This window comes from Xanthomonas sp. NCPPB 1062 (genome assembly GCF_041481705.2).
In the GTDB taxonomy this organism is placed as follows: domain Bacteria; phylum Pseudomonadota; class Gammaproteobacteria; order Xanthomonadales; family Xanthomonadaceae; genus Xanthomonas; species Xanthomonas euvesicatoria.
Genome location: NZ_CM192987.1, coordinates 2673195 through 2692904 on the forward strand (window position 1 = coordinate 2673195; position 19710 = coordinate 2692904).

Annotated in this window: 20 protein-coding genes; 11 read left to right on the plus strand and 9 right to left on the minus strand. The window is 64.6% G+C overall.

From position 1 onward, the window contains the following. Nucleotides 1-2 precede the first annotated feature (2 nt). From ACCQ16_RS11780 to ACCQ16_RS11805, 6 genes are all read right to left on the minus strand, one after another. Complete coding sequence (locus tag ACCQ16_RS11780) at nt 3-1346, minus strand: acetylglutamate kinase (protein ID WP_136732625.1); 1344 nt, start codon at nt 1344-1346, stop codon at nt 3-5. Between the two features lie 44 nt (nt 1347-1390). Then, nucleotides 1391-2491, minus strand: coding sequence for an acetylornithine deacetylase (locus ACCQ16_RS11785; RefSeq protein ID WP_029819577.1), 1101 nt, complete (start codon nt 2489-2491; stop codon nt 1391-1393). Nucleotides 2492-2496: 5 nt separating this feature from the next. Then, complete coding sequence (locus ACCQ16_RS11790; RefSeq protein WP_029819578.1) at nt 2497-2949, minus strand: GNAT family N-acetyltransferase; 453 nt, start codon at nt 2947-2949, stop codon at nt 2497-2499. Nucleotides 2950-3192: 243 nt separating this feature from the next. Then, on the minus strand, nt 3193-4431 hold the full coding sequence (locus ACCQ16_RS11795) for an argininosuccinate synthase (RefSeq protein ID WP_031423013.1): 1239 nt from the start codon (nt 4429-4431) through the stop codon (nt 3193-3195). A 51-nt stretch (nt 4432-4482) separates the two neighbouring features. Beyond that, nucleotides 4483-5514 carry an N-acetylornithine carbamoyltransferase gene (locus ACCQ16_RS11800; protein WP_008573404.1) on the minus strand — a complete coding sequence of 344 codons (1032 nt, stop codon included), beginning with the start codon at nt 5512-5514 and terminating at the stop codon, nt 4483-4485. A gap of 312 nt (nt 5515-5826) precedes the next feature. Further along, nucleotides 5827-6321 (minus strand): hypothetical protein, encoded by a 495-nt coding sequence (locus ACCQ16_RS11805; RefSeq protein ID WP_029819580.1) that lies wholly within the window; start codon nt 6319-6321, stop codon nt 5827-5829. A 177-nt stretch (nt 6322-6498) separates the two neighbouring features. Between ACCQ16_RS11805 and cysS the strand changes: the two genes are divergently transcribed. The 3 genes from cysS to ACCQ16_RS11820 all read left to right on the plus strand — a co-directional run bounded on the left by cysS (nt 6499) and on the right by ACCQ16_RS11820 (nt 9873). Continuing rightward, on the plus strand, nt 6499-7923 hold the full coding sequence (gene cysS / locus ACCQ16_RS11810; RefSeq protein WP_039417123.1) for a cysteine--tRNA ligase: 1425 nt from the start codon (nt 6499-6501) through the stop codon (nt 7921-7923). Between the two features lie 265 nt (nt 7924-8188). Continuing rightward, nucleotides 8189-8626 carry a SufE family protein gene (locus ACCQ16_RS11815; protein WP_008573408.1) on the plus strand — a complete coding sequence of 146 codons (438 nt, stop codon included), beginning with the start codon at nt 8189-8191 and terminating at the stop codon, nt 8624-8626. Further along, complete coding sequence (locus tag ACCQ16_RS11820) at nt 8623-9873, plus strand: MFS transporter (protein ID WP_008573410.1); 1251 nt, start codon at nt 8623-8625, stop codon at nt 9871-9873. Before ACCQ16_RS11815 ends, ACCQ16_RS11820 begins: the two co-directional genes overlap by 4 nt. Nucleotides 9874-10087: 214 nt before the next feature. On the opposite strand, the gene dksA is transcribed toward ACCQ16_RS11820, so the two are convergent. Beyond that, a complete protein-coding gene (dksA, locus tag ACCQ16_RS11825; protein ID WP_228956689.1) occupies nt 10088-10672 on the minus strand; it encodes an RNA polymerase-binding protein DksA in 585 nt (194 codons plus the stop codon). On the opposite strand from dksA, the gene ACCQ16_RS11830 reads away from it, so the two are divergent. The 8 genes from ACCQ16_RS11830 (at nt 10566) to eutC (ending at nt 18313) form a co-directional block, all read left to right on the plus strand. Next, on the plus strand, nt 10566-11213 hold the full coding sequence (locus ACCQ16_RS11830) for a hypothetical protein (RefSeq protein WP_033478741.1): 648 nt from the start codon (nt 10566-10568) through the stop codon (nt 11211-11213). The two genes, dksA and ACCQ16_RS11830, sit on opposite strands and share 107 nt — an antisense overlap. Then, nucleotides 11213-11506 (plus strand): membrane protein insertion efficiency factor YidD, encoded by a 294-nt coding sequence (gene yidD, locus ACCQ16_RS11835; RefSeq protein WP_011347711.1) that lies wholly within the window; start codon nt 11213-11215, stop codon nt 11504-11506. Before ACCQ16_RS11830 ends, yidD begins: the two co-directional genes overlap by 1 nt. After that, nucleotides 11503-12852, plus strand: a complete 1350-nt coding sequence (locus tag ACCQ16_RS11840) for a dihydroorotase (RefSeq protein WP_008573418.1) — start codon at nt 11503-11505, stop codon at nt 12850-12852. Before yidD ends, ACCQ16_RS11840 begins: the two co-directional genes overlap by 4 nt. Continuing rightward, the gene (locus ACCQ16_RS11845; RefSeq protein WP_008573419.1) at nt 12852-13694 is read left to right on the plus strand and encodes a M23 family metallopeptidase; all 843 of its coding nucleotides are present in this window, start codon (nt 12852-12854) and stop codon (nt 13692-13694) included. The genes ACCQ16_RS11840 and ACCQ16_RS11845 overlap by 1 nt, the downstream gene beginning before the upstream one ends. Nucleotides 13695-13812: 118 nt before the next feature. Then, a complete protein-coding gene (locus ACCQ16_RS11850) occupies nt 13813-14313 on the plus strand; it encodes a VOC family protein (RefSeq protein ID WP_051370116.1) in 501 nt (166 codons plus the stop codon). A 417-nt stretch (nt 14314-14730) separates the two neighbouring features. After that, on the plus strand, nt 14731-16095 hold the full coding sequence (eat, locus tag ACCQ16_RS11855) for an ethanolamine permease (protein ID WP_014090351.1): 1365 nt from the start codon (nt 14731-14733) through the stop codon (nt 16093-16095). After that, nucleotides 16092-17501 carry an ethanolamine ammonia-lyase subunit EutB gene (locus ACCQ16_RS11860; RefSeq protein ID WP_277572720.1) on the plus strand — a complete coding sequence of 470 codons (1410 nt, stop codon included), beginning with the start codon at nt 16092-16094 and terminating at the stop codon, nt 17499-17501. The genes eat and ACCQ16_RS11860 overlap by 4 nt, the downstream gene beginning before the upstream one ends. Then, nucleotides 17498-18313, plus strand: coding sequence for an ethanolamine ammonia-lyase subunit EutC (eutC, locus tag ACCQ16_RS11865; RefSeq protein ID WP_136732629.1), 816 nt, complete (start codon nt 17498-17500; stop codon nt 18311-18313). Before ACCQ16_RS11860 ends, eutC begins: the two co-directional genes overlap by 4 nt. 54 nt (nt 18314-18367) lie before the next feature. On the opposite strand, the gene ACCQ16_RS11870 is transcribed toward eutC, so the two are convergent. Both ACCQ16_RS11870 and ACCQ16_RS11875 read right to left on the minus strand, forming a co-directional pair. After that, nucleotides 18368-18658, minus strand: a complete 291-nt coding sequence (locus ACCQ16_RS11870; RefSeq protein WP_008573429.1) for a hypothetical protein — start codon at nt 18656-18658, stop codon at nt 18368-18370. Nucleotides 18659-18751: 93 nt separating this feature from the next. Further along, entirely contained in the window at nt 18752-19633 is an 882-nt protein-coding gene (locus ACCQ16_RS11875) for an MBL fold metallo-hydrolase (protein ID WP_029819591.1), read from the minus strand. Between the last annotated feature and the right edge of the window lie 77 nt (nt 19634-19710).

Consider the following 19710-nt stretch of genomic DNA (forward strand, 5'->3'; position numbering starts at 1 on the left):
AGTCAGCCCAGCAAGGTCGGCTGACGCGTCGCGCAGTGCGCAACGCAATGCTGGATCTGCTCGAAGTTTTCCAGCCCGTACCAGAACACCTTCCACTTCTCCTGCTTGATGCAACCGTCGGATTCGGCGTAGTAAAAGATATTGACCTGGTTGTTATGGCGCGAGCGCCAGAACAGCTGCGGGGTCTCTTCGCGCATCACATTCCATACCGCCCGGCCAAGACCTTCGCCCTGCGCATCGTCGAGCACGGCGAACTTGTCCAGATAGGTCAGCCTGCCCGCACCGAACTGGCCTTCGTCGGTCAGGATCACCGCCGCGCGGTAGTTTTCGCTGACATACGCGCGCAGCAACGTGGTGGTCTCGAAATACTCCGGCACCAGCGTGCGGCCGAAGCTGGATTCGATCAGCGACTTCAGGCGAGGCAGATTCAGTTCGTCCCAGGAGGTGGCGCGCAGCACGCGCTCGCCGCGCCGCACCAGCGTGCCCGAGCCCTTGTGGGTGAACAGCTCCTTGGCCAGGTCCGACGGCCGGGTGATCGACACCGACGATTCCAGCGGCAGGCGATCGAGCAAGTCCTTGATCTGCTCGATCTTCACCCGCATGCCGCCGTTGATCCACGGCTGCTGCATCAGGTGGTCGAACTCGGTAGACAGGTTGATCGAATCGATCAACTTGCCATCGGCATCCAGCAGGCCGCCGGTGCCGGTGAGAAAGATGATCTTGTACGGCTGCAGCTCCTGCACCAACTCGTTGGCGGCAAAATCCGCATTGACGTTGAGGATCTGCCCGCTGGGCGTTTCGCCCAGGCTGGTGATCACCGGGATGGAGCCGGCCTGCAGACTGGCTTCGATCGGCGCCAGATTCACCGCCTTGACCTCACCGACCAGGCCGTAGGTGTCGCGATCCAGATACTCGGCCTCGAACACGCCACCGGTGATCGAGGTCGCACGCGCGCCGTTTTGCTGCAGCGCTTCCACCAGTTTCAGGTTGGAGGCCTGGAACACCTTGCGCACGATCGCCAAGGCTTCGGGCGAGGTCACGCGCAGTCCGTTGACGGTGTGCTTTTCGATGCCGGCGGCGGCCAGCTCTGCATCCAGCTGCGGGCCGGCGCCATGCAGCACGATCGGGGTCAGCCCCACTTCCTGCAGGAACGACAACGACGAGGTCAGCGCGTCCAGATCGTCGCGCAATACTGCGCCCCCCACCTTGACCACCGCAAAGCGCTTGGCATCGAGCTGCGAAAACCGCTTGAGGTATTGGCTGATTTCCTTCGCGCTGGCCATGCTGGAGAGCAGGCGCACGATGGTCTGGCGGGTTTGTTTGTGGGGTTGTGCGGAAGGGGACATTGCCGTGTTCGAAAGAGGAAAGGGAGCGCCAGGCGCGTGTCGGTTCAATGCGAACCGTTGATGATGCGATGGACCGACTCGGCGTAACCCTGCAACTGCGCCAGCGTCACGAATTCGTCGGCGGTGTGCGCCTGGGCGATGTCGCCCGGACCATACACCAGCGCGGTATAGCCGCCGGCCGAAAACAGCGAGGCCTCGGTCCAGAAGTCCACTGCGTTGCCGATCGGCAGGTCCAGCGCATCGGCCACATCGCGTGCGGCCAGGCGGCGTTCTTCCGCGCGTGCGATGTCGCCCGACGGCAGGCTCGGCCCGCGGAAGGTTTCTTCGAAATGCGCTGCCGCCGGTTCGGCGAAGCCGGCAAAGCTTGCCAGCAGTCCATCCACGTCCATCGACGGCAACGGACGAAAGCCGAAGCGCACTTCGGCTGCCGGCGCGATCATGTTGGCCTTGATGCCCCCCTCGACGCGGCCGATGTTGAAGCGCAATCCGGTCAACCCGCCGAAGCGCGCATGCGCCAGCGATTGCACATGGTCCAAGGCATTTGCGCCCCAGCGCATTGCCTGATGGAGCGCGCTGGCCGAGGGGTCCTGCTTGCCCGATGCATGCCCTGCGCGCCCGGCAAACCGCATCAGCACCGAACTGATGCCACGATGCGCCAGCACCGCTTCGCCCATGGTCGGCTCGGCCACCAGGACAGCTTCGTACGGCACGCCGCGCGCCAGGAACGCGGCGATGCAGCGCGGATCATTGGCCTCTTCGTCCGAAGAAAACAGGAACGCGGCATCGCCGTCACCGGCATTGGCCGCGGCAACCAGCGCCGCCGCCGCGCCCTTGATGTCGCACACGCCCAGGCCTACCACGCGGTCGTCCAGGCGCCGCATCGCGTGCGGGTCGGCGCTCCAGTGCGGCGAATCCGGCACGGTATCCAGATGCACGTTGAACAGGTACTTCGGCGTGCCGCGCACCGCGTACAAGCTCACCGCCCCTGCACCGTGATCGACCACCTCGACCTGGAACCCCGGCAGCTGCGCGCACAGATAATCGAAGATGCCGCCTTGCGCGGCAATCGCACGCGGCGGATTGCGGGTGTCGAATGCCACCAGCGCCTGCAGGTGGTCGAGCGTGGAGGTGAGCAGGTCAGTCATGTGGGTCAGGCAGCCGTGGTGGTGGTGCGGTAGAGATCGGGATAGGCGATTTCCATCAACGCCTGCGGCCGTGCCGGCGCGGCGAAGCCGTGCTGTGCGTACAGCGCATGCGCATCGGAGGTGGCGAGCATGAAGCGGCGAAGACCTTGCAGATGCGGATGGGCCATCACTGCTGCCACCAGTTGCTTGCCATAGCCGCGCCCACGGTATGCATCGAGCACGAACACATCGGCGAGATAGCCGAAGGTGGCACCGTCGGTGATCACGCGCGCGAACGCCACCTGCCCGACGCCCGCACAATAACCGCCGAAACACAGCGAGCCGGCGATCGCCCGCTGCACCGTGTCCAGCGGGATGCCCAGGCACCAATAGGCCTGCTCGCTGAGGAAGCGATGGATCAACGGCAGATCGAGTTCCTGCTTGTCGGTACTGATGCGTAATGCGGGCATGGGTTCCATCGCAGTGGCCCTCTTCTCCCACCGGGAGAAGGTGCCCCGAAGGGGCGGATGAGGGGCGCCTCACGAAACTTCGCGAAGCAACCAGGTCGAACGCGTCGCCACGCGCCCAGATGGAGAACGATGGACGCAATGCTGCAGTAGTTCCCCATGACTGGCACGTGGCGACGCGTTCGTCATGATCAATCTTGGAGGTTTCTGCGGCACCCCCCAAGCCCCTCTCCCCGGGGGGAGAGGGGCTTTTGCTCAGCGGTTGACCTGCGCGTACAGCGTCGAGCTCATCCCGAACAGCTTGATGAAGCCTTCCGCTTCTTCCACGCCCCAGTCGGCCGATTGCGCGTAGGTCGCACCCTTGGTGTTGAGCAGGTGCGGCGAGCGTACCGCCACCGCATCGACGCGGCCGCCGCGGGTTTCCAGCGTCACCTCGCCATTGACCTTGGACTGCGAGGACTTCAGGAACGCCTCGATATCGCTCTTGAGCGGGTCGTGATAGAAGCCTTCGTACACCAGCTCCACCCATTTGCGCGCCACGTCCGGCTTGAAGCGATTCTGCTGCTTGGTCAGCACCGCATCTTCCAGTGCACGGTGCGCGGTGAGCAGCGAAATCAGGCCCGGCGCTTCGAACACGATGCGGCCCTTCAACCCGATCACGGTGTCACCGGTATAGACGCCGCGGCCCACGCCGTATTGCGCAAACAAGGTGTTGAGCTTGGCCAGGATCTTGGCACCCGGCAGCGGCTTGCCGTCCAGTTCCACCGCTTCGCCTTCGACGAACTTCAGCGTCACCGTCAACGCTTCGCTCGGCCAGGCACTGCGCGGCGCGCACCAGCCGCGCGCGCCCTCGCCCGGCGCTTCCCAACGATCGATCTCGCCGCCAGACATGGTCAGGCCCAGCAGGTTCTCGTTGATGGTGTAGGCCTGCTGTTTGGCACGCACGCCGAAACCACGCGCTTCCAGATACTTCTGCTCATAGGCGCGGGTCTGGGTGTGCTCTTTCTGGATCTCGCGGATCGGCGCCACGATCTGGTAGTCGCCCAGCGCCTTCACTGCCAGGTCGAAACGCACCTGATCGTTGCCCATGCCGGTGCAACCATGCGCAATGATGCGCGTGCCCAATTCTTCGGCACGCTTGAGCGCAGCATCCACGATCAGGTAACGGTCGGACACCAGCAACGGGTACTGGCCCTGGTACCCCTCGCCCGCCCACACGAACGGCTTGACGAAGCCTTCCCAGATCGCCGGGCCACCGTCCACGGTGACGTGGCTGGCCGCGCCCAATTCGGCGGCGCGCTTCTCGATGAACTCACGCTCTTCGGCATCCACACCACCGGTGTCGGCAAACACGGTGTGCACCGCATAGCCGCGCTCCTGCAGATACGGAATGCAGAAGCTGGTGTCCAGACCACCGGAAAACGCGAGAACGATGTCTTTGGTGCCGGGAGTCGGGATTCGGGATTCGGGATTGGTGGAAGCAGCGCTCATCATTGTTCCTTAGTACGTAAATGTGGGGGCCAAGGGTGTTGCTGTTGCGATTCTCTAATCCCGATTCCCGATTCCCGCTTGCGAAGCAAGCGCCGCCATGATCGCCTTCTGCACATGCAGGCGATTTTCGGCTTCATCGATGGCAATGCAGTTGGGCGAATCCATCACCGCATCGGTCGCCTTGACGTTGCGGCGCAGCGGCAGGCAGTGCGAGAACACGCCGTTGTTGGTCAGCGCCATCTTGCGTTCGTCGACGATGAAATGCTGGTACTGGTCGCGGATCGGCTTTTCAGGCTCCCAGTTGCCGAAGAATGGCAACGCACCCCAGCTCTTGGCGTAGACGACATCGGCGCCGGCGTAGGCGCTGTCGATATCGTGGCTCACCTGCAGCGAGCCACCGCTTTCGGCTACGTTTTGCGCGGCCCAGTCCATGTAGCGCTGATCCAGGATGTAGTCCGGCGTCGGGCACAGTAGGGTCACGTCCATGCCCATGCGCGTGGCGATGGTCAGCGCCGAGTTGGCCACCGCTGTGTTCAGCGGCTTGGGGTGGTAGGTCCAGGTCAGCACGTACTTCTTGCCACGCAGATCCTGGGTACCGAAGTGTTCCTGCAGCGCCAGCGCATGCGCCAGCTCCTGGCATGGGTGGGTGATGGTTTCCATGTTGATCACCGGCACCGGCGAATACTTGGCAAAGCTCTTGAGTACCTGGTCTTCGCGGTCCTTGGACCAGTCCACGAACTTCGGAAACGCGCGCACGCCGATCAGGTCGACATAACGCCCCAGCACGCGCGCCACTTCGGCGATGTGCTCTTCGGTGTCGCCGTCCATGACCGTCCCCAGATTGAACTCGATCGGCCACGCATCCTTGCCCGGCTGCAAGACCACCGCATGCCCGCCCAACTGAAATGCGCCCAGCTCGAAGCTGGTACGGGTGCGCATGGACGGGTTGAAGAACACCAGCGCAATCGACTTGCCCTTCAGCTCGCTTCCCAGCTTGTTGCGTTTGAACAACGCGGCCTGGGTCAACAGCGCGTCCAGCTCGGCGCGGCTCCAGTCCTGGGTGTTCAAGAAGTGCTTCAGTGACATCGATCGATCCTTTGCTGCGTGCTACTGCTGCGTTGGTCCGCCAGGAGCGACGGGGTGCGCGACATGCGCGTTTCTTGCCGTTGAAACTTTTGTGACGCCAAAACGAAAAAACCCAGCCTGGGGGCTGGGTCTTCAACGTCGGAACAGCAAACGCCCCGGCTTACCCAGCGAAAATGTGGGATTCCGGTCGGCGGGCACGCGAGGTCATGCCGGAGGCCATCCGGGCGGCGCTGGTGTCGTGCTGAAAGGCGTTTGCTTGCATAGGGCGCGAATCCTCGCACGCATGTGGGCACGGCGCAACCGCTGCGCATCTCATCGCGGCGGCGCGACGATGGCGTCGGGAATGTACGGCGTCACCGAGACCCGGATGCGCAGCCGATTGCCCGGATCTTCGGGCAGGCGCGAACGGTATTTGGTGCCCTTGTAGACATAGTCCACGTCGAAGGCGATCGGCCGGCGGAACTCGCGCGGCACTTCCACCACCTTGCAGTTGCGCCGCGTGCTGGTCGGCGGCACCGCAGCGGGCGCGGCCGGTTCGGGGCGACGTGAGAACATTTCCTTGACCGAATCGACCATGCGGTTGATGCGGCCCTCGTCCTCGGCCGGCGCTGCCGCAGCCTGTGCCGCCTGCTCGGCTTCGCATTGCTCTTCGATACGCGTGGCGCGAAGCGTCTGGTAGACCGGCTCGACATTGAGCACCTGCGCATAATCCAGTTTCACGTTCTCGATCACCACGACCCGGTTCTTGGGGTCGGGCTCTGCCGCATACGCCGGAATCACTTGCCCGGCAAACGTACACAGCAGCATGAAGAACGGAGAAGGTCGCATCAGTACCGGGAACGCGCAGCCAGGCAGTACGTAAGTGTATGGAGCTTGCGGCCGCCTGGGCTGAACGCAACCCATCCGGTGGCCATCGTCGGGCTGGCGATTCGCCATCCCGCCACAACGGGCTAGAATCGCGCGATTGCCCTTTTTCGGATGCCGATGAGCCTGCGCCTGCACAACAACCTGACGCGGCGGGTCGAGCCGTTTGCGCCGCTCGATCCGTCCAGCCCCACCCTGTACGTCTGCGGTCCCACCGTCTACAACTACGCGCATATCGGCAACGCTCGCGGCCCGGTGGTCTTCGATGTGCTTGCCGCGTTGCTGCGCCGACGCTACGGCGCGCTGCGCTACGCGCGCAACATCACCGACGTGGACGACAAGATCAACGCCGCCGCGCAGGCGCAGGGCGTGCCGATTTCGACGATCACCGACCGCTTCGCGGCGATCTACCGGCAGGACATGGCGGCGCTTGGCGTGGTTCCACCGGACATCGAACCGGAGGCCACCGCGCACATCCCGCAGATCGTGGCGATGATCGAGCAGCTGATCGCCACTGGGCATGCCTATGCCGCGGAAGGCCACGTGCTGTTTTCGGTCTCCAGCTTCGAGGACTACGGCAAGCTCTCGCGGCGCGACCCGGACGAAATGTTGGCCGGCGCACGCGTGGACGTGGCGCCATACAAGCGCGACCCCGGCGACTTCGTGCTGTGGAAACCCTCCAGCGACGACCTGCCCGGCTGGCCATCGCCCTGGGGCCGCGGCCGGCCGGGTTGGCATATCGAATGCTCGGCGATGGCCGCCGCCCATCTGGGGCCGACCATCGACATCCACGCCGGCGGTGTGGACCTGCAGTTCCCGCATCACGAAAACGAGATTGCGCAGAGCGAGTGCGCGCATGGCGGTGCCACCTTTGCGCGCTTCTGGCTGCACAACGGCATGCTCAATTTCAGCGGCGCGAAGATGAGCAAGTCGCTGGGCAATATCGAAACCGTGCACGAGCTCATCGCCAGGCATCCGCCCGAAGCGCTGCGCTATGCGCTGTTGAGCGCGCACTACCGTCAGCCGCTGGACTGGTCGGATGGGTTGATCGAGCAGGCCAAAAACACGCTGGACCGCCTGTATGGAACGTTGCGGGATCTGGCTGCGCTGGAAGCGGAAAGCGGCAGCGATCTGGCGGTATCCATGACGATTCCCGCCGAGGTGGAGTCCGCTCTGGATGACGATCTCAACACGCCGCTGGCCTTGTCCGTCATGGCAAGCATCGCCTCCGATGCGCGTGCATTGCGCAGCGACCTGATGCAAAGCGGCCAAGCATCGGCGCGCATGATCGAGCTGCATGCGGCGCGCGCCAAGTTGCTCGGTGCCGGAATGGCACTGGGGTTGCTGCAACAAGACCCGGCTGCATGGTTCTCGCGCGGCACCGACGCCGGCGACGATGCACGCATCACCGCATTGGTGGAAGAACGCAGCGCGGCGAAGAAAGCCAAGGATTTCGCCCGCGCCGACGCCATCCGCAAGCAACTTGCCGAAGAGGGTATCGTGCTGGAAGACACGCCGCAGGGCGTGCGTTGGAAGCGTGCTTGATCCTTCTCACGTCTTCCTGCGGGAGAAAGTGCCCCCGCAGGCGGATGAGGGTGCGCTGCGGCGACAAGCAACCGTCGGTCATGGCAAACGCGTCGCCACGCGCCAGCCAAAAAGAATGACCGACGGCCCTCGCAGGCTGCCCTGCCCTGGCACCTGTGGACAGATGCAGTGGCCACAGCGCTCCAAGGCCAGGTGCCAGTGGCGCACACCGTGCCTTCTCGCCCCGCGGGAGAGGGACTTGATCGAATTGATTCTGGATTTTTAGATGACCACCTCCCCCTTCCCGCTTGAACCGACTGCTACCGAGGCGCAGGCCGCCATTGCCGAGGAATTTTCCTTCTTTGGCGACTGGTCCGAGCGCTACCAGTACCTGATCGACCTTGGCCGCAAGTTGCCCGCCTTCCCGGAACAGTGGAAAACCGAAGAGCACCGCCTGCACGGCTGCCAATCGATGGTCTGGATCGTGCCGGAGGGCAACGCCGAGCGGCTGGATTTCCATGCCGTCAGCGATTCGGCCATTGTCTCCGGGCTGATCTACCTTGCGCTGCGCGTGTATTCAGGGCGTAGCGCGCAAGAGATCCTGGCTACCGAGCCTGACTACATCGCCGGGATCGGCCTGGCCAAGCATCTGTCGCCGACCCGCAGCAACGGCGTGGCAGCGATGCTGGCCTTCATCCGCGATACCGCGCGCGCGCAGCAGTGAGCACGCCCGCCCCATCGCCCGCCGATTCGCTGCGGACGCTGCTCGCCCATCCAGGCTTCGGCCTGGTGCTGCTGTACCGCGTGGCGGCGATGCTGTCCTACCAGATCGTCGCGGTGACAGTCGGTTGGCATATTTACGAAATGACCGGCAACCCGCTCTCGTTGGGGCTGATCGGCCTGGCGGAAATCCTGCCGTTCTTCTGCATCGCCCCCTTTGCCGGCTACCTGGTCGATCACCTGCCGCGCCGCCGGCTGGGCATGGTCGCCGTGCTGGGCTTGGTCGCAACCGCGCTGTTGCTGTTGGCGATCACGCAAGGCTGGCTGCCGGTCAAAGGCGTGTGGCCCATCTATGCCGCCATCTCGCTCACCGGCGCGGCGCGCTCTTTCTTGTCGCCGGTCTACAACGCCTTGTTCGCACGGGCGCTGCCGCGCGACGCATTCGCACGCGGCGCCAGCATCGGCAGCGTCACCTTCCAGGCCGGCATGGTGATCGGCCCGGCGCTGGGCGGCGTGCTGGTCGGCTGGGGCGGCAAGGGCCTGGCCTACGGGGTCGCCGCCAGCGTGGCGATGCTGGCGATCCTGGCGTTGGCTTTGTTACGTGTCAGCGAGCCGGTCAGCGCCGGCCCGCGTGCGCCGATCTTCCGCAGCATCGCCGAAGGCGCGCAGTTCGTACTGTCCAACCAGATCATGCTGGGCGCCATGGCGCTGGACATGTTCTCGGTCCTGCTTGGCGGCGCGGTGTCGATGTTGCCGGCCTTCATCCACGACATCCTGCACTACGGCCCGGAAGGCCTGGGCATCCTGCGCGGTGCGCCGGCGCTGGGTTCGATCGTGGTTGGCGTGTGGCTGGCGCGGCACCCGCTGCAGCGCAATGCCGGACGCGTGCTGCTGCTGTCGGTGGCCGGCTTCGGGCTCTGCACCATCGCCTTCGGACTGTCGCGCCATTTCTGGCTGTCAGCGGCGATCCTGCTGGTGTACGGCATGTGCGATGGCGTCTCGGTGGTGGTGCGCCAGACCATCCTGCAGTTGGCCACCCCCGATGCCATGCGTGGCCGGGTGTCTTCGATCAACGGCATCTTCATCGGCTCGTCCAACGAGTTGGGCGCGTTCTACGACGGCGTCATGGCGCGCCTGGTCGGCCTGGTGCCGGCGGTGGTCATCGGCGGCTGCGTCACCCTGGGCGTGGTGGCCACCACCGCCTGGAAGGCGCCGCGCCTGCGCAAGCTGGACCTGCGCGATCTGCAGTGAGCGGCGCGATCGCGTGATTGCCGGTGCCCACTGCGCCGCTGTGGTGGCAAGGGGCTCGTGTTGCGGACCGCGCTCACGTGCCGCATGCAGCTGCGTGCGGCGGCGTCTCGCCAATGGGCGCTGCCTGACTCTCGGCCAGGCGCCAATACAACGAATCAGGCGACCATAAAAAACCCCGCACATGGCGGGGTCTTTCGGTGAGCCAGGCGGACGATCAGTCGCCCTGCTGCTTCTGCAAGTGCTCCCAACGCTCCTGGGCATCGATGGTGCGCTCGGCAGTCAGACGCGCTTCCAGGCGGTCCAGGCCAATCTCTTCACCGGTGTCCACGCAGTAGCCGTAGTCACCGTCTTCCAGACGCTTGAGCGTGCTGTCGATCTTGGAAATCAGCTTGCGGGCGCGATCACGCGCACGCAGTTCCAGCGAGTTTTCGGTCTCGCGGGTGGCACGTTCGGCTTCGTCGCCGATGTCGCGTACTTCTTCGCGCAGGTTTTCGATGGTCTGCTTGGATTCCTCCACCATCTCGTTGCGCCAGCTCTGCAGACGCTGGCGGAAATATTCCTGCTGCAACTTGTTCATGTACTCCTCGTCCGCGGAAGGCTTGTAGCCCTGCGGCAGGATCGGGCGACCGGTTGCTTCGTCGGTCTTGTACTCGACCACCTTGTACTTGGTCTTGGGAGCCGCGCTGGACGGCTTGGACGTCACGGCCACGGCCACCTTGCCGACCGGACGGGTCGCAGCAGGCTTGGCGGGGGCTTCGGTTTTAGTTGGCGTTTTTGCGGAAGATTTCGAAACGGGCACGGGATTCTTAGATGACGGGGTCGCAGGCTTTGCCGGCTTCGCAGGGACGGCCTTGGGGACCGGTGCGGGCGCGGGCTTTTCAGCCTTGACCGGGACTGACTTGGCCGGAGCCGGCTTGGTGGCCGGCTTCGGTACGGACTTGGACGCCACCGGCTTGGCGGCCGGTTTGGCGGCAGCCGGAGCTGCCTTTTTCGCCGCCGGCTTGGCAGCACTCTTGGCGACGGGTTTCACTGACTTGGGGGCTGCGGACGCGGTGGTCTTGGAAGCCGGCGCCGGCTTGGCAGCGGCTTTCTTCGCAGGTGCCTTCTTCGCGGGTGCCTTCTTGGCAGCCGGCTGCTTGGCCGGCGGTTTTGCGGCCGGTTTCGCAGCAGCGGACGTCGCTGCCTTTTTCGCAACGGGTTTGGCGGACTTCTTGGCGGCCTCTACGGCCTTTTTTGCAGGTTTTTTAGCAGCCACGAAACGCTCATCCTTGGTTCCCCCGGGGCCCGGGAAAGCGGGCCTTTATAACGTACCCCGCGGACCCCCGGCAACCACCTATTAATGCAAGTGGCATATCATTGGCAAGTGATCTCACGCCTGCTCATCGCGCTGCTGCGCGTCTACAAGCTCGTCATCAGCCCCCTGCTCGGGCCGCGTTGCCGTTTTGCACCAAGCTGCTCGGACTACGCGATGACCGCCATCGGCCGCTTCGGCCCGCTGCGCGGCAGTTGGCTTGCCGCGCGCAGGCTCGGCCGCTGTCATCCCTTCCATCCGGGCGGATTCGATCCGGTGCCCGATGCACCCGCCTCGCCCTCCCCGTCTTCTTCCTGCAGCTGCAAAGGACCCCATCCATGAGCCGAACCGTCATCGTCAATGCCCGCCTGGTCAACGAAGGCAAGGAGTTCGACGCCGATCTCCTGATCGAGGGCGGCCGCATCGCCAAGATCGACAGCAAGATCGCCCCTGCCCCTGGTGATACCGTCGTGGATGCCGCCGGACGCTGGGTGCTGCCAGGCATGATCGACGACCAGGTGCACTTCCGCGAACCTGGCCTGACCCACAAGGGAGACATCGCGACCGAATCCGGCGCCGCGGTGGCTGGTGGCCTGACCAGCTTCATGGACATGCCCAACACCAATCCGCCGACCCTGGATGCCGCCGCACTGCAGGCCAAGTACGACGCCGCTGCCGGGCGCGCCTGGGCCAACTACGGCTTCTACATGGGTGCCAGCAACGACAACCTGGCCCACATCCAGTCGCTGGACCCCAAGACTGCACCGGGCATCAAGGTGTTCATGGGCGCCTCCACCGGCAACATGCTGGTCGATAACCCGGAAACGCTGGACGCCATCTTCCGCGACGCACCCACGCCGATCATCACCCACTGCGAAGACACCCCGACCATCGACGCGACGATGGCGCAGTACAAGGAAAAGTATGGCGATGCGCTGACACCGGAGATGCACCCGGACATCCGTTCGCGTCAGGCCTGCCTGAAGTCCTCGCAGCTGGCGGTCTCGCTGGCGCGCAAGCACAACACCCGCCTGCACGTGCTGCACATTTCCACCGCCGACGAGCTGGCGCTGTTCGAAGCCGGCCCGCTGGTCGATGCCGATGGCAAGCTGCGCAAGCGCATTACCGCCGAGACCTGCATCCACTTTCTGCGCTTTGATCGCAGCGATTACGCACGACTGGGCAACCTGATCAAGTGCAACCCTGCGATCAAGGACGCCGAAGATCGTCTGGCGCTCATCGATGCGCTGGCCGAAGATGTCATCGACGTGCTCGCCACCGACCACGCCCCGCACACCTGGGAAGAAAAGCAAAAGCCCTATGCGCAGGCGCCCTCGGGCCTGCCGCTGGTGCAGTACGCGCTGGTCGCGGCACTGGAGCTGGTGCACGAAGGCAAGTTGCCGATCACCCGTATCGTGCAGAAGTTCGCGCATGCGCCGGCCCAGTTGTTCGATGTGCAAGAGCGCGGCTTCCTGCGCGAAGGCTATTTCGCCGACCTGGTGATGATCGACAACACCCCGTTTACCGTGAAGCGCGAGCAGGTGCTGTCCAAGTGCGGCTGGTCGCCATTCGAGGGCACCACCTTCCGTTCGCGCATCGCTGCGACGTGGGTCAACGGCCAGCAGGTGTGGGATGGCGAACAGCTGGTGGGCAGCGCTGCCGGCCAGCGCCTGACCTTCGACCGCTGATGCGCGCAGCCCTGTTTGGTGCCTGGTTGATCCTGGCGCCGGTCGCGCTGGTTGCAGGTCGCGCCCAAGCGCAGGGTGCGGCCGCCGCAACCGATGTCGTATTTCCGCAAAGCGCGTCGCAAGGCGCGCTGGTGATCGGCAAGGTGCCGGCAGGCAGCAAGGTGCAATATGCCGGCCGCAGCTTGCGTGTGAGCGGTTATGGAAGCGTCGTGTTCGGGATCGGCCGCGATGCGACCGGGCCCTTGCAGGTGCAGATCACCCAACCCGATGGCAGCACGCGCACCGTGAGCATCGCAGTAACGCCGCGCGACTGGCCGGTGGAACGCGTCAATGGCGTGCCGCCGAAGACGGTCAACCCGCCGGCCGAGATTGCCGCGCGCATCAAACGCGAACAGGCGCAGGTCACGGCGGCGCGCGACCGCGATGACGCACGCACCGATTTCGCCCAACCCTTCATCTGGCCGGTGCAGGGACGTATCAGCGGCCGCTTCGGCAATGCACGCGTGTACAACGGCCAGCCGGGCGCCGGCCATTCGGGCATGGACATCGCCGTGCCCACCGGCACCCCGGTGAAGGCACCGGCTGCCGGCGTGGTGACGTTCGCGGCGCCGGACCTGTATCTCACCGGCGGCACGGTGCTGCTGGATCACGGCTTCGGGGTGAGCTCGAATTTCCTGCACTTGTCGCGTATCGACGTGAAGGTGGGCGACCGGGTCGAGCAAGGCCAGGTGATTGCCGCGGTTGGTGCCACCGGGCGTGCCACCGGGCCGCATCTGCATTGGGGGATGAACTGGTTCGACACCCGCATCGATCCGTTGCTGGTGCTTGAGCGGACGAAGTAGAGCGTTCGAAAGATCGCCTCTTTGACGTGCGGTGGCATTGAAGACGCTGTTCTACGCTTCCTAGAAGAGCCTGCTTGGCCAGCCCGGTCTTCTGCTGACTCGAGTTTCCCTCACACAAATTATCGCGTCCCGGACGTACTGGAACGGAGCCGCAACAGTGGATGGCAATGCAGGCGTGGCCAACGTTGATCACATCGGGTTTGCCGTTTCATCTCTTGACGAGGCTATCCGGTTCTGGACCGAGGCCCTGGGGTTTACGCTCGAACGACAGGCACAGATGGGCGGCGATTTCCTGCATCAGGTCACCGGCGTGGATGATCCGAGCGTGCGAACGGCAATCGTGAAGGCTCCGGACGGATTCATCGTCGAGTTGCTGCAATATTCCAAAGGTCGTCGGAATGGGCAGTCGCCGGACAGCGCGGGTGCGATCGGGGCCGCCCATCTGGCGCTGACCGTCCGGGACATCCATGCGGCCATCTGCCGTGTCGAGGCGGCCGGATGGAAGGCGAAGGGCAAGCCGCTGCCGATTCCGGGAGGTCCGAGAACAGGAACGCTCACCGCCTACGTGTCCGGTCCCGACCATATTTCCATCGAGTTCATGCAGCCTGCTGGACCGTGACAGGACCGGCGCGCCCCGACTACCGGCGCAGTCGTCAGGGGGATGACACCGAATGGTCGCATCCCCGCCCCGTTGATGGACCATGATCCCGATCCGCCTTAGCGTGCGGCTGCAGAGTCATTCTGCGATGACCCCACTATTTGATGCATCGCGACCACTGAATCAGGCCCCCTCGATTTAACAACGGGCCACACCCTGCGACGACAGAAGAAAAACGCAACCCACGACCATTGCGCCGGAACGCTACACACCCGGTCGGCGGCGACCTACCCGTCGTGCTTGTGTCCGCCAGCGGGCTTTGCGGTATAACCGAAACGACCGTCGTGCGTCGCTGCAGGTGGACGCTTGGGCTGCCGACGGTCGGTCCGTCGCTTCGGCGTCGGGCGTGCTTCATCTCCCCTCCCCCGACTGCAGGAGATGTGCGACATGCGCAACGAGCACCTCAAACCGACCCTGGGTACCTGGCAGTTGTGGGGCATCGCGGTGGGGCTGGTGATTTCAGGCGAGTATTTCGGCTGGAGTTACGGCTGGGGCACCGCCGGTACGCTCGGCTTTCTGGTGACCACGCTGCTGGTCGCAGTGATGTACACCTGTTTCATCTTCAGCTTCACCGAATTGACCACCGCCATTCCCAATGCGGGCGGGCCCTTCGCCTATAGCCTGCGCGCGTTCGGGACCTATGGCGGCATGCTGGCCGGCCTGGCCACGTTGATCGAATTCGTCTTCGCGCCGCCGGCTATCGCGATGGCGATCGGCGCGTATCTGAATGTGCAGTACCCCACGCTGGATCCGCGTCTTGCAGCGGTTGGCGCCTACCTGGTCTTCATGAGCTTGAACATTGTCGGCGTGGCGATTGCAGCCACCTTCGAGCTGATCGTGACCTTGCTGGCGGTGATCGAACTACTGGTGTTCATGGGCGTGGTGGCACCGGGTTTCAGCGTGGCGCGCTTCGCGGCCAATGGCTGGGCCGGCAGCGACGTGTTCGGGCCGGCCGCCATTTCCGGCATCTTCGCTGCGATCCCGTTTGCGATCTGGTTCTTCCTGGCGATCGAAGGCGCGGCGATGGCGGCCGAAGAAGCCAAAGACCCCAGGCGCACGATTCCGCGCGCCTACATCGCCGGCATTCTCACCCTGGTGGTGTTGGCGCTGGGCGTGATGGTGTTTGCCGGCGGCGTCGGCGACTGGCGCCAGCTGTCCAACATCAACGATCCGCTGCCGCAGGCGATGAAGGCCGTGGTCGGCAACAGTTCCACCTGGTTGCACATGTTGGTGTGGATCGGCTTGTTCGGGTTGGTGGCGAGTTTCCACGGCATCATCCTGGGCTATTCGCGTCAGTTCTTTGCGCTGGCGCGTGCCGGCTTCCTGCCACATGGGCTGGCCAGGCTCTCGCGTTTTCGCACGCCGCATCGCGCCATCCTGGCCGGCGGCGTCATCGGCATTGCTGCTATCTGCAGCGACAGCGTGGTCAAGATCCAGGGCATGTCGTTGACCGCAGCGATGATCACCATGTCGGTGTTCGGCGCGATCGTGATGTATGTGATGAGCATGCTCAGCCTGTTCAGGCTGCGTCGCGCCGAACCGGGATTGGAGCGTAGTTTCCGCGCACCGTGGTACCCGGTGGTGCCGGCCATTGCGCTGCTGCTGGCACTGGTGTGCCTGGTGGCGATGGTGTGGTTCAACCCGATCGTGGCATTGATCTTCCTGGGCCTGCTGCTGTTCGGCGCGGCGTGTTGCGTCCTGAGCCTGCGCACGCAACACACGCCTGTGGCCAGCGCCGGATGAGCGGCTTTGCCTTCACCGCAGGCGGCGAACGCTTTCAGTTTGCCGATCTGAAGCAGCTGCTGGCCAAGGCGACGCCTGCGCGCTCCGGCGACCAGCTGGCCGGTCTTGCCGCCGACTCCGGTCTGCAGCGCGTGGCCGCACAGATGGCGCTGGCCGATCTGCCGCTACGGCACTTCCTCGACGAAGCAGTGGTGCCGTATGAAGCAGACGAAGTCACCCGGCTGATCATCGACCAGCACGATGCCGCTGCATTTGCCGCCGTGGCGCATCTCACCGTGGGCGGCTTTCGCGATTGGCTGCTGAGTGCGCAGGCCGACGAAGCTGCATTGACCGCGTTGGCACCCGGCCTGACGCCGGAAATGGTGGCCGCGGTGTCCAAATTGATGCGGGTGCAGGACCTGATCCTGGTGGCGCAGAAAACCCGGGTCGTCACCCGCTTTCGCAACACGCTGGGGTTGCGCGGACGCCTGTCGACGCGCCTGCAGCCCAACCACCCCACCGATGATGCAACCGGCATCGCCGCCAGCGTGCTCGACGGCTTGTTGTACGGCAACGGCGATGCGGTGATCGGCATCAACTCGGCCAGCGACAGCCTGGCCGCGACCACGGCCCTGTTGCGCATGCTCGATGCGGTGATCAGTGGGTATCAGATTCCCACGCAATCGTGCGTGCTTGCGCACATCACCACCACCATCGAAGCGATCGGCCGCGGCGTGCCGGTGGATCTGGTGTTTCAGTCCATCGCCGGCACCGAGGCGGCCAATGCCAGCTTCGGCATCAACCTGGCCTTGCTGCAGGAAGGGTATGAAGCGGGCCTGTCGTTGCGGCGCGGCAACGTCGGCGACAACGTGATGTACTTCGAAACCGGCCAGGGCAGCGCGTTGTCGGCCAATGCGCACCACGGCGTGGATCAGCAGACCTGCGAGGTGCGCGCCTATGCGGTAGCGCGCCACTACAAACCGCTGCTGGTAAACACCGTGGTGGGCTTCATCGGGCCGGAATATCTCTACGACGGCAAGCAGATCGTCCGCGCCGGGCTGGAGGATCACTTCTGCGGCAAGTTGCTCGGCGTGCCGATGGGCTGTGACATCTGCTACACCAACCATGCCGAAGCCGATCAGGACGACATGGACGTGTTGCTCACCCTGCTCGGTACTGCCGGCATCAACTTCATCATGGGCATCCCCGGCTCGGACGATGTGATGTTGAACTACCAGACCACCTCGTTTCACGATGCGCTGTATGCGCGCCAGGCACTCGGCCTGCGCGCCGCACCCGAGTTCGAACGGTGGCTGGAGCAGCACGACATCCTGCGGCTGCGCGATGGCCGCTTCGAGCTTGGCAGCGAGGTACCGGCGCCATTTCGGCTTGCATTGGCACAGGCCAGGGGTAGAGCGGCGCCATGAGCGCACCCTCCACACCGCCCCGCGATGCCTGGGCGCACCTGCGCCAACTGACGCCCGCGCGCATTGCGCTGGGCCGGGTGGGGACCAGCCTGCCTACGGACGCGCACCTGGAGTTCCAGCTGGCGCATGCGCAGGCACGCGACGCGGTGCATTTGGCCTTCGACCCGGCACCGCTGCAGGCCGCGCTGGAGCAACGCGGGCGCAGCAGCATCCTGCTGCAGAGCGCTGCCACCGATCGTCATCAGTATCTGCAACGTCCCGATCTGGGAAGGCGCCTGGCCGAAGATGCCGCCGCCCAGCTACGCGGCCTCACGGCCGTGCATGGCGGCGGACAGGATGTTGCGGTGGTCATCGCCGATGGGCTGTCTGCGCTGGCCGTGCATCGGCATGCCGCGCGCATGCTCGACCAGATCGATGCACTGGCATCGCAGGAAGGCTGGTCGCTCGCGCCGGCGGTGCTGGTGGCGCAAGGGCGCGTGGCGATCGGCGATGAGGTCGGCGAACTGCTCAACGCGCGCGCCGTGATCGTGCTGATCGGCGAAAGGCCGGGCCTGAGCTCGCCCGACAGCCTGGGCCTGTATCTCACCTACACGCCCCGCGTCGGGCTCACCGATGCAGCGCGCAACTGCATTTCCAACATTCGCGCCGAAGGACTGAGTTACGCCGAGGCGACCCACAAATTGGCGTATCTGCTGCGCGAGGCATTTCGCCGCAGACTCTCTGGCGTGCAGTTGAAAGACGAAGCCGAACAACCTGCGTCGCTGGCAGGGCCTGCCGACATCGCGCCGCGCACGTTCTTGCTGCCTGACTGAACTGCGCGGCGTGTGCTGACCAGGAGTCACACCGCGCAATTCGCAATCAATCCATCACTTCAATGCCCCATCCTGCGTGTTGCTGGCGGCATAGGTGCTGGTCTGCAGTTCGTTGTCATGCGGATGACGTAAGGCGTTGCGTACATCATCGGGAAGCTTGTCGACATCCAGCATCACCTTTCCCGAGTGCACATCACGCACCACCGAGGCAGGCAGCACGAAGTCGCCGCCATTTTCGATATTGATGACCAGTTCGTCCCCATCGTTGCGGATGTCGCGGACGGCACCGACGCCGACTTCGCCATCGCGTAGAAATACCATCTGGCCAATTTCGATCTGCTGCATGTTCAATCTCCTGGAATGGCGTCATCACGCAAGCGCGCTGTGCCGGTGGCAGATCATCGCGCTGCGGTGCGTTGGCGCGTGGTGAAGTGCGGATCACTGCGGCGTGGGTGCGTGCAGCAAGGCGCCGCTCGGCAGGCGGGCCGGCTGCCCGACGATACGCTCGAACTCGCTCACATCGTGCGAACAGAACACCTCCACCTCACCTGCATGCTGTTGCCGTAGAGCGCGCAGGCGCTGCTGGTTGCTCAAGCGCGCGGCGCGGTCCTTCTCCAACATCCATTGATATGCGCGCAGCCCTGGCGTGCAGTAAGGCGCGTCCGGATCCATTTCGCGATGGAAGAAATATGCATCGCCTGCCAGCAGCAGCCATCGTGCCGGCGTGTGCACCGCAACCGCGGCATGACCCAGCGTGTGCCCGGGAAGCGGCACCATCAGCAGCTCTGGCGGTAATCCATGCAGGTCGCGCACGCACTCCAGCCCCATCCAGCGCTCGCCTGCTGCACCGTCGTAGGTGCGCCACTGCCCGCGCGTAGACCACTGTTGCGGACGAAAGCGTTGGCGATCCATCCAGGTGCGCTGTGCCAGTGCGGCATCGCGTTCGCTCGTCATCATGTGCACGCGCGCATGCGGAAAGTCGTCCAGCCCGCCGGCGTGGTCGAAATCCAGATGGGTCAGCACGATGTGCCGCACATCGCGCGGGTCCAGCCCCAGCCGTTGTATCTGCCGGATTGCGGTCATCTCCTCGCGCAAGTCCGGCTTGACCAAGGCCAGAAAAAACCGACTCAGGCGCGCACCTGGCTCGGCCACATCGCGCAGGCCGAAACCGGTATCGATCAGTACCAACCCGGCGCTGGTTTCCACCAACAAGCAATGGCAACACAGATGGCCGCGATCCAGGACGCCTGGCGTACGTCCGTCCATGAGATGGCCGCCCAGCGGACAGGTGGAGATGCAGTTGAGGTGATGCACGCGCATCGGCACGCTCCGCTTGGCGGGCCAGCGTGGCAATGCGGCCGTCGCACAGCGGTGAGCGGAGCAAATCGCGCAACCAG

Coding starts and splice junctions, on each gene's coding strand:
- ACCQ16_RS11780 (WP_136732625.1), bottom strand. CDS start 1,346: ATGTCCCCTTCCGCACAACCCCACAAACAAACCCGCCAGACCATCGTG.
- ACCQ16_RS11785 (WP_029819577.1), bottom strand. CDS start 2,491: ATGACTGACCTGCTCACCTCCACGCTCGACCACCTGCAGGCGCTGGTG.
- ACCQ16_RS11790 (WP_029819578.1), bottom strand. CDS start 2,949: ATGGAACCCATGCCCGCATTACGCATCAGTACCGACAAGCAGGAACTC.
- ACCQ16_RS11795 (WP_031423013.1), bottom strand. CDS start 4,431: ATGATGAGCGCTGCTTCCACCAATCCCGAATCCCGAATCCCGACTCCC.
- ACCQ16_RS11800 (WP_008573404.1), bottom strand. CDS start 5,514: ATGTCACTGAAGCACTTCTTGAACACCCAGGACTGGAGCCGCGCCGAG.
- ACCQ16_RS11805 (WP_029819580.1), bottom strand. CDS start 6,321: ATGCTGCTGTGTACGTTTGCCGGGCAAGTGATTCCGGCGTATGCGGCA.
- cysS (WP_039417123.1), top strand. CDS start 6,499: ATGAGCCTGCGCCTGCACAACAACCTGACGCGGCGGGTCGAGCCGTTT.
- ACCQ16_RS11815 (WP_008573408.1), top strand. CDS start 8,189: ATGACCACCTCCCCCTTCCCGCTTGAACCGACTGCTACCGAGGCGCAG.
- yidD (WP_011347711.1), top strand. CDS start 11,213: ATGCAAGTGGCATATCATTGGCAAGTGATCTCACGCCTGCTCATCGCG.
- ACCQ16_RS11840 (WP_008573418.1), top strand. CDS start 11,503: ATGAGCCGAACCGTCATCGTCAATGCCCGCCTGGTCAACGAAGGCAAG.
- ACCQ16_RS11845 (WP_008573419.1), top strand. CDS start 12,852: ATGCGCGCAGCCCTGTTTGGTGCCTGGTTGATCCTGGCGCCGGTCGCG.
- eat (WP_014090351.1), top strand. CDS start 14,731: ATGTGCGACATGCGCAACGAGCACCTCAAACCGACCCTGGGTACCTGG.
- ACCQ16_RS11860 (WP_277572720.1), top strand. CDS start 16,092: ATGAGCGGCTTTGCCTTCACCGCAGGCGGCGAACGCTTTCAGTTTGCC.
- eutC (WP_136732629.1), top strand. CDS start 17,498: ATGAGCGCACCCTCCACACCGCCCCGCGATGCCTGGGCGCACCTGCGC.
- ACCQ16_RS11870 (WP_008573429.1), bottom strand. CDS start 18,658: ATGCAGCAGATCGAAATTGGCCAGATGGTATTTCTACGCGATGGCGAA.
- ACCQ16_RS11875 (WP_029819591.1), bottom strand. CDS start 19,633: ATGCGCGTGCATCACCTCAACTGCATCTCCACCTGTCCGCTGGGCGGC.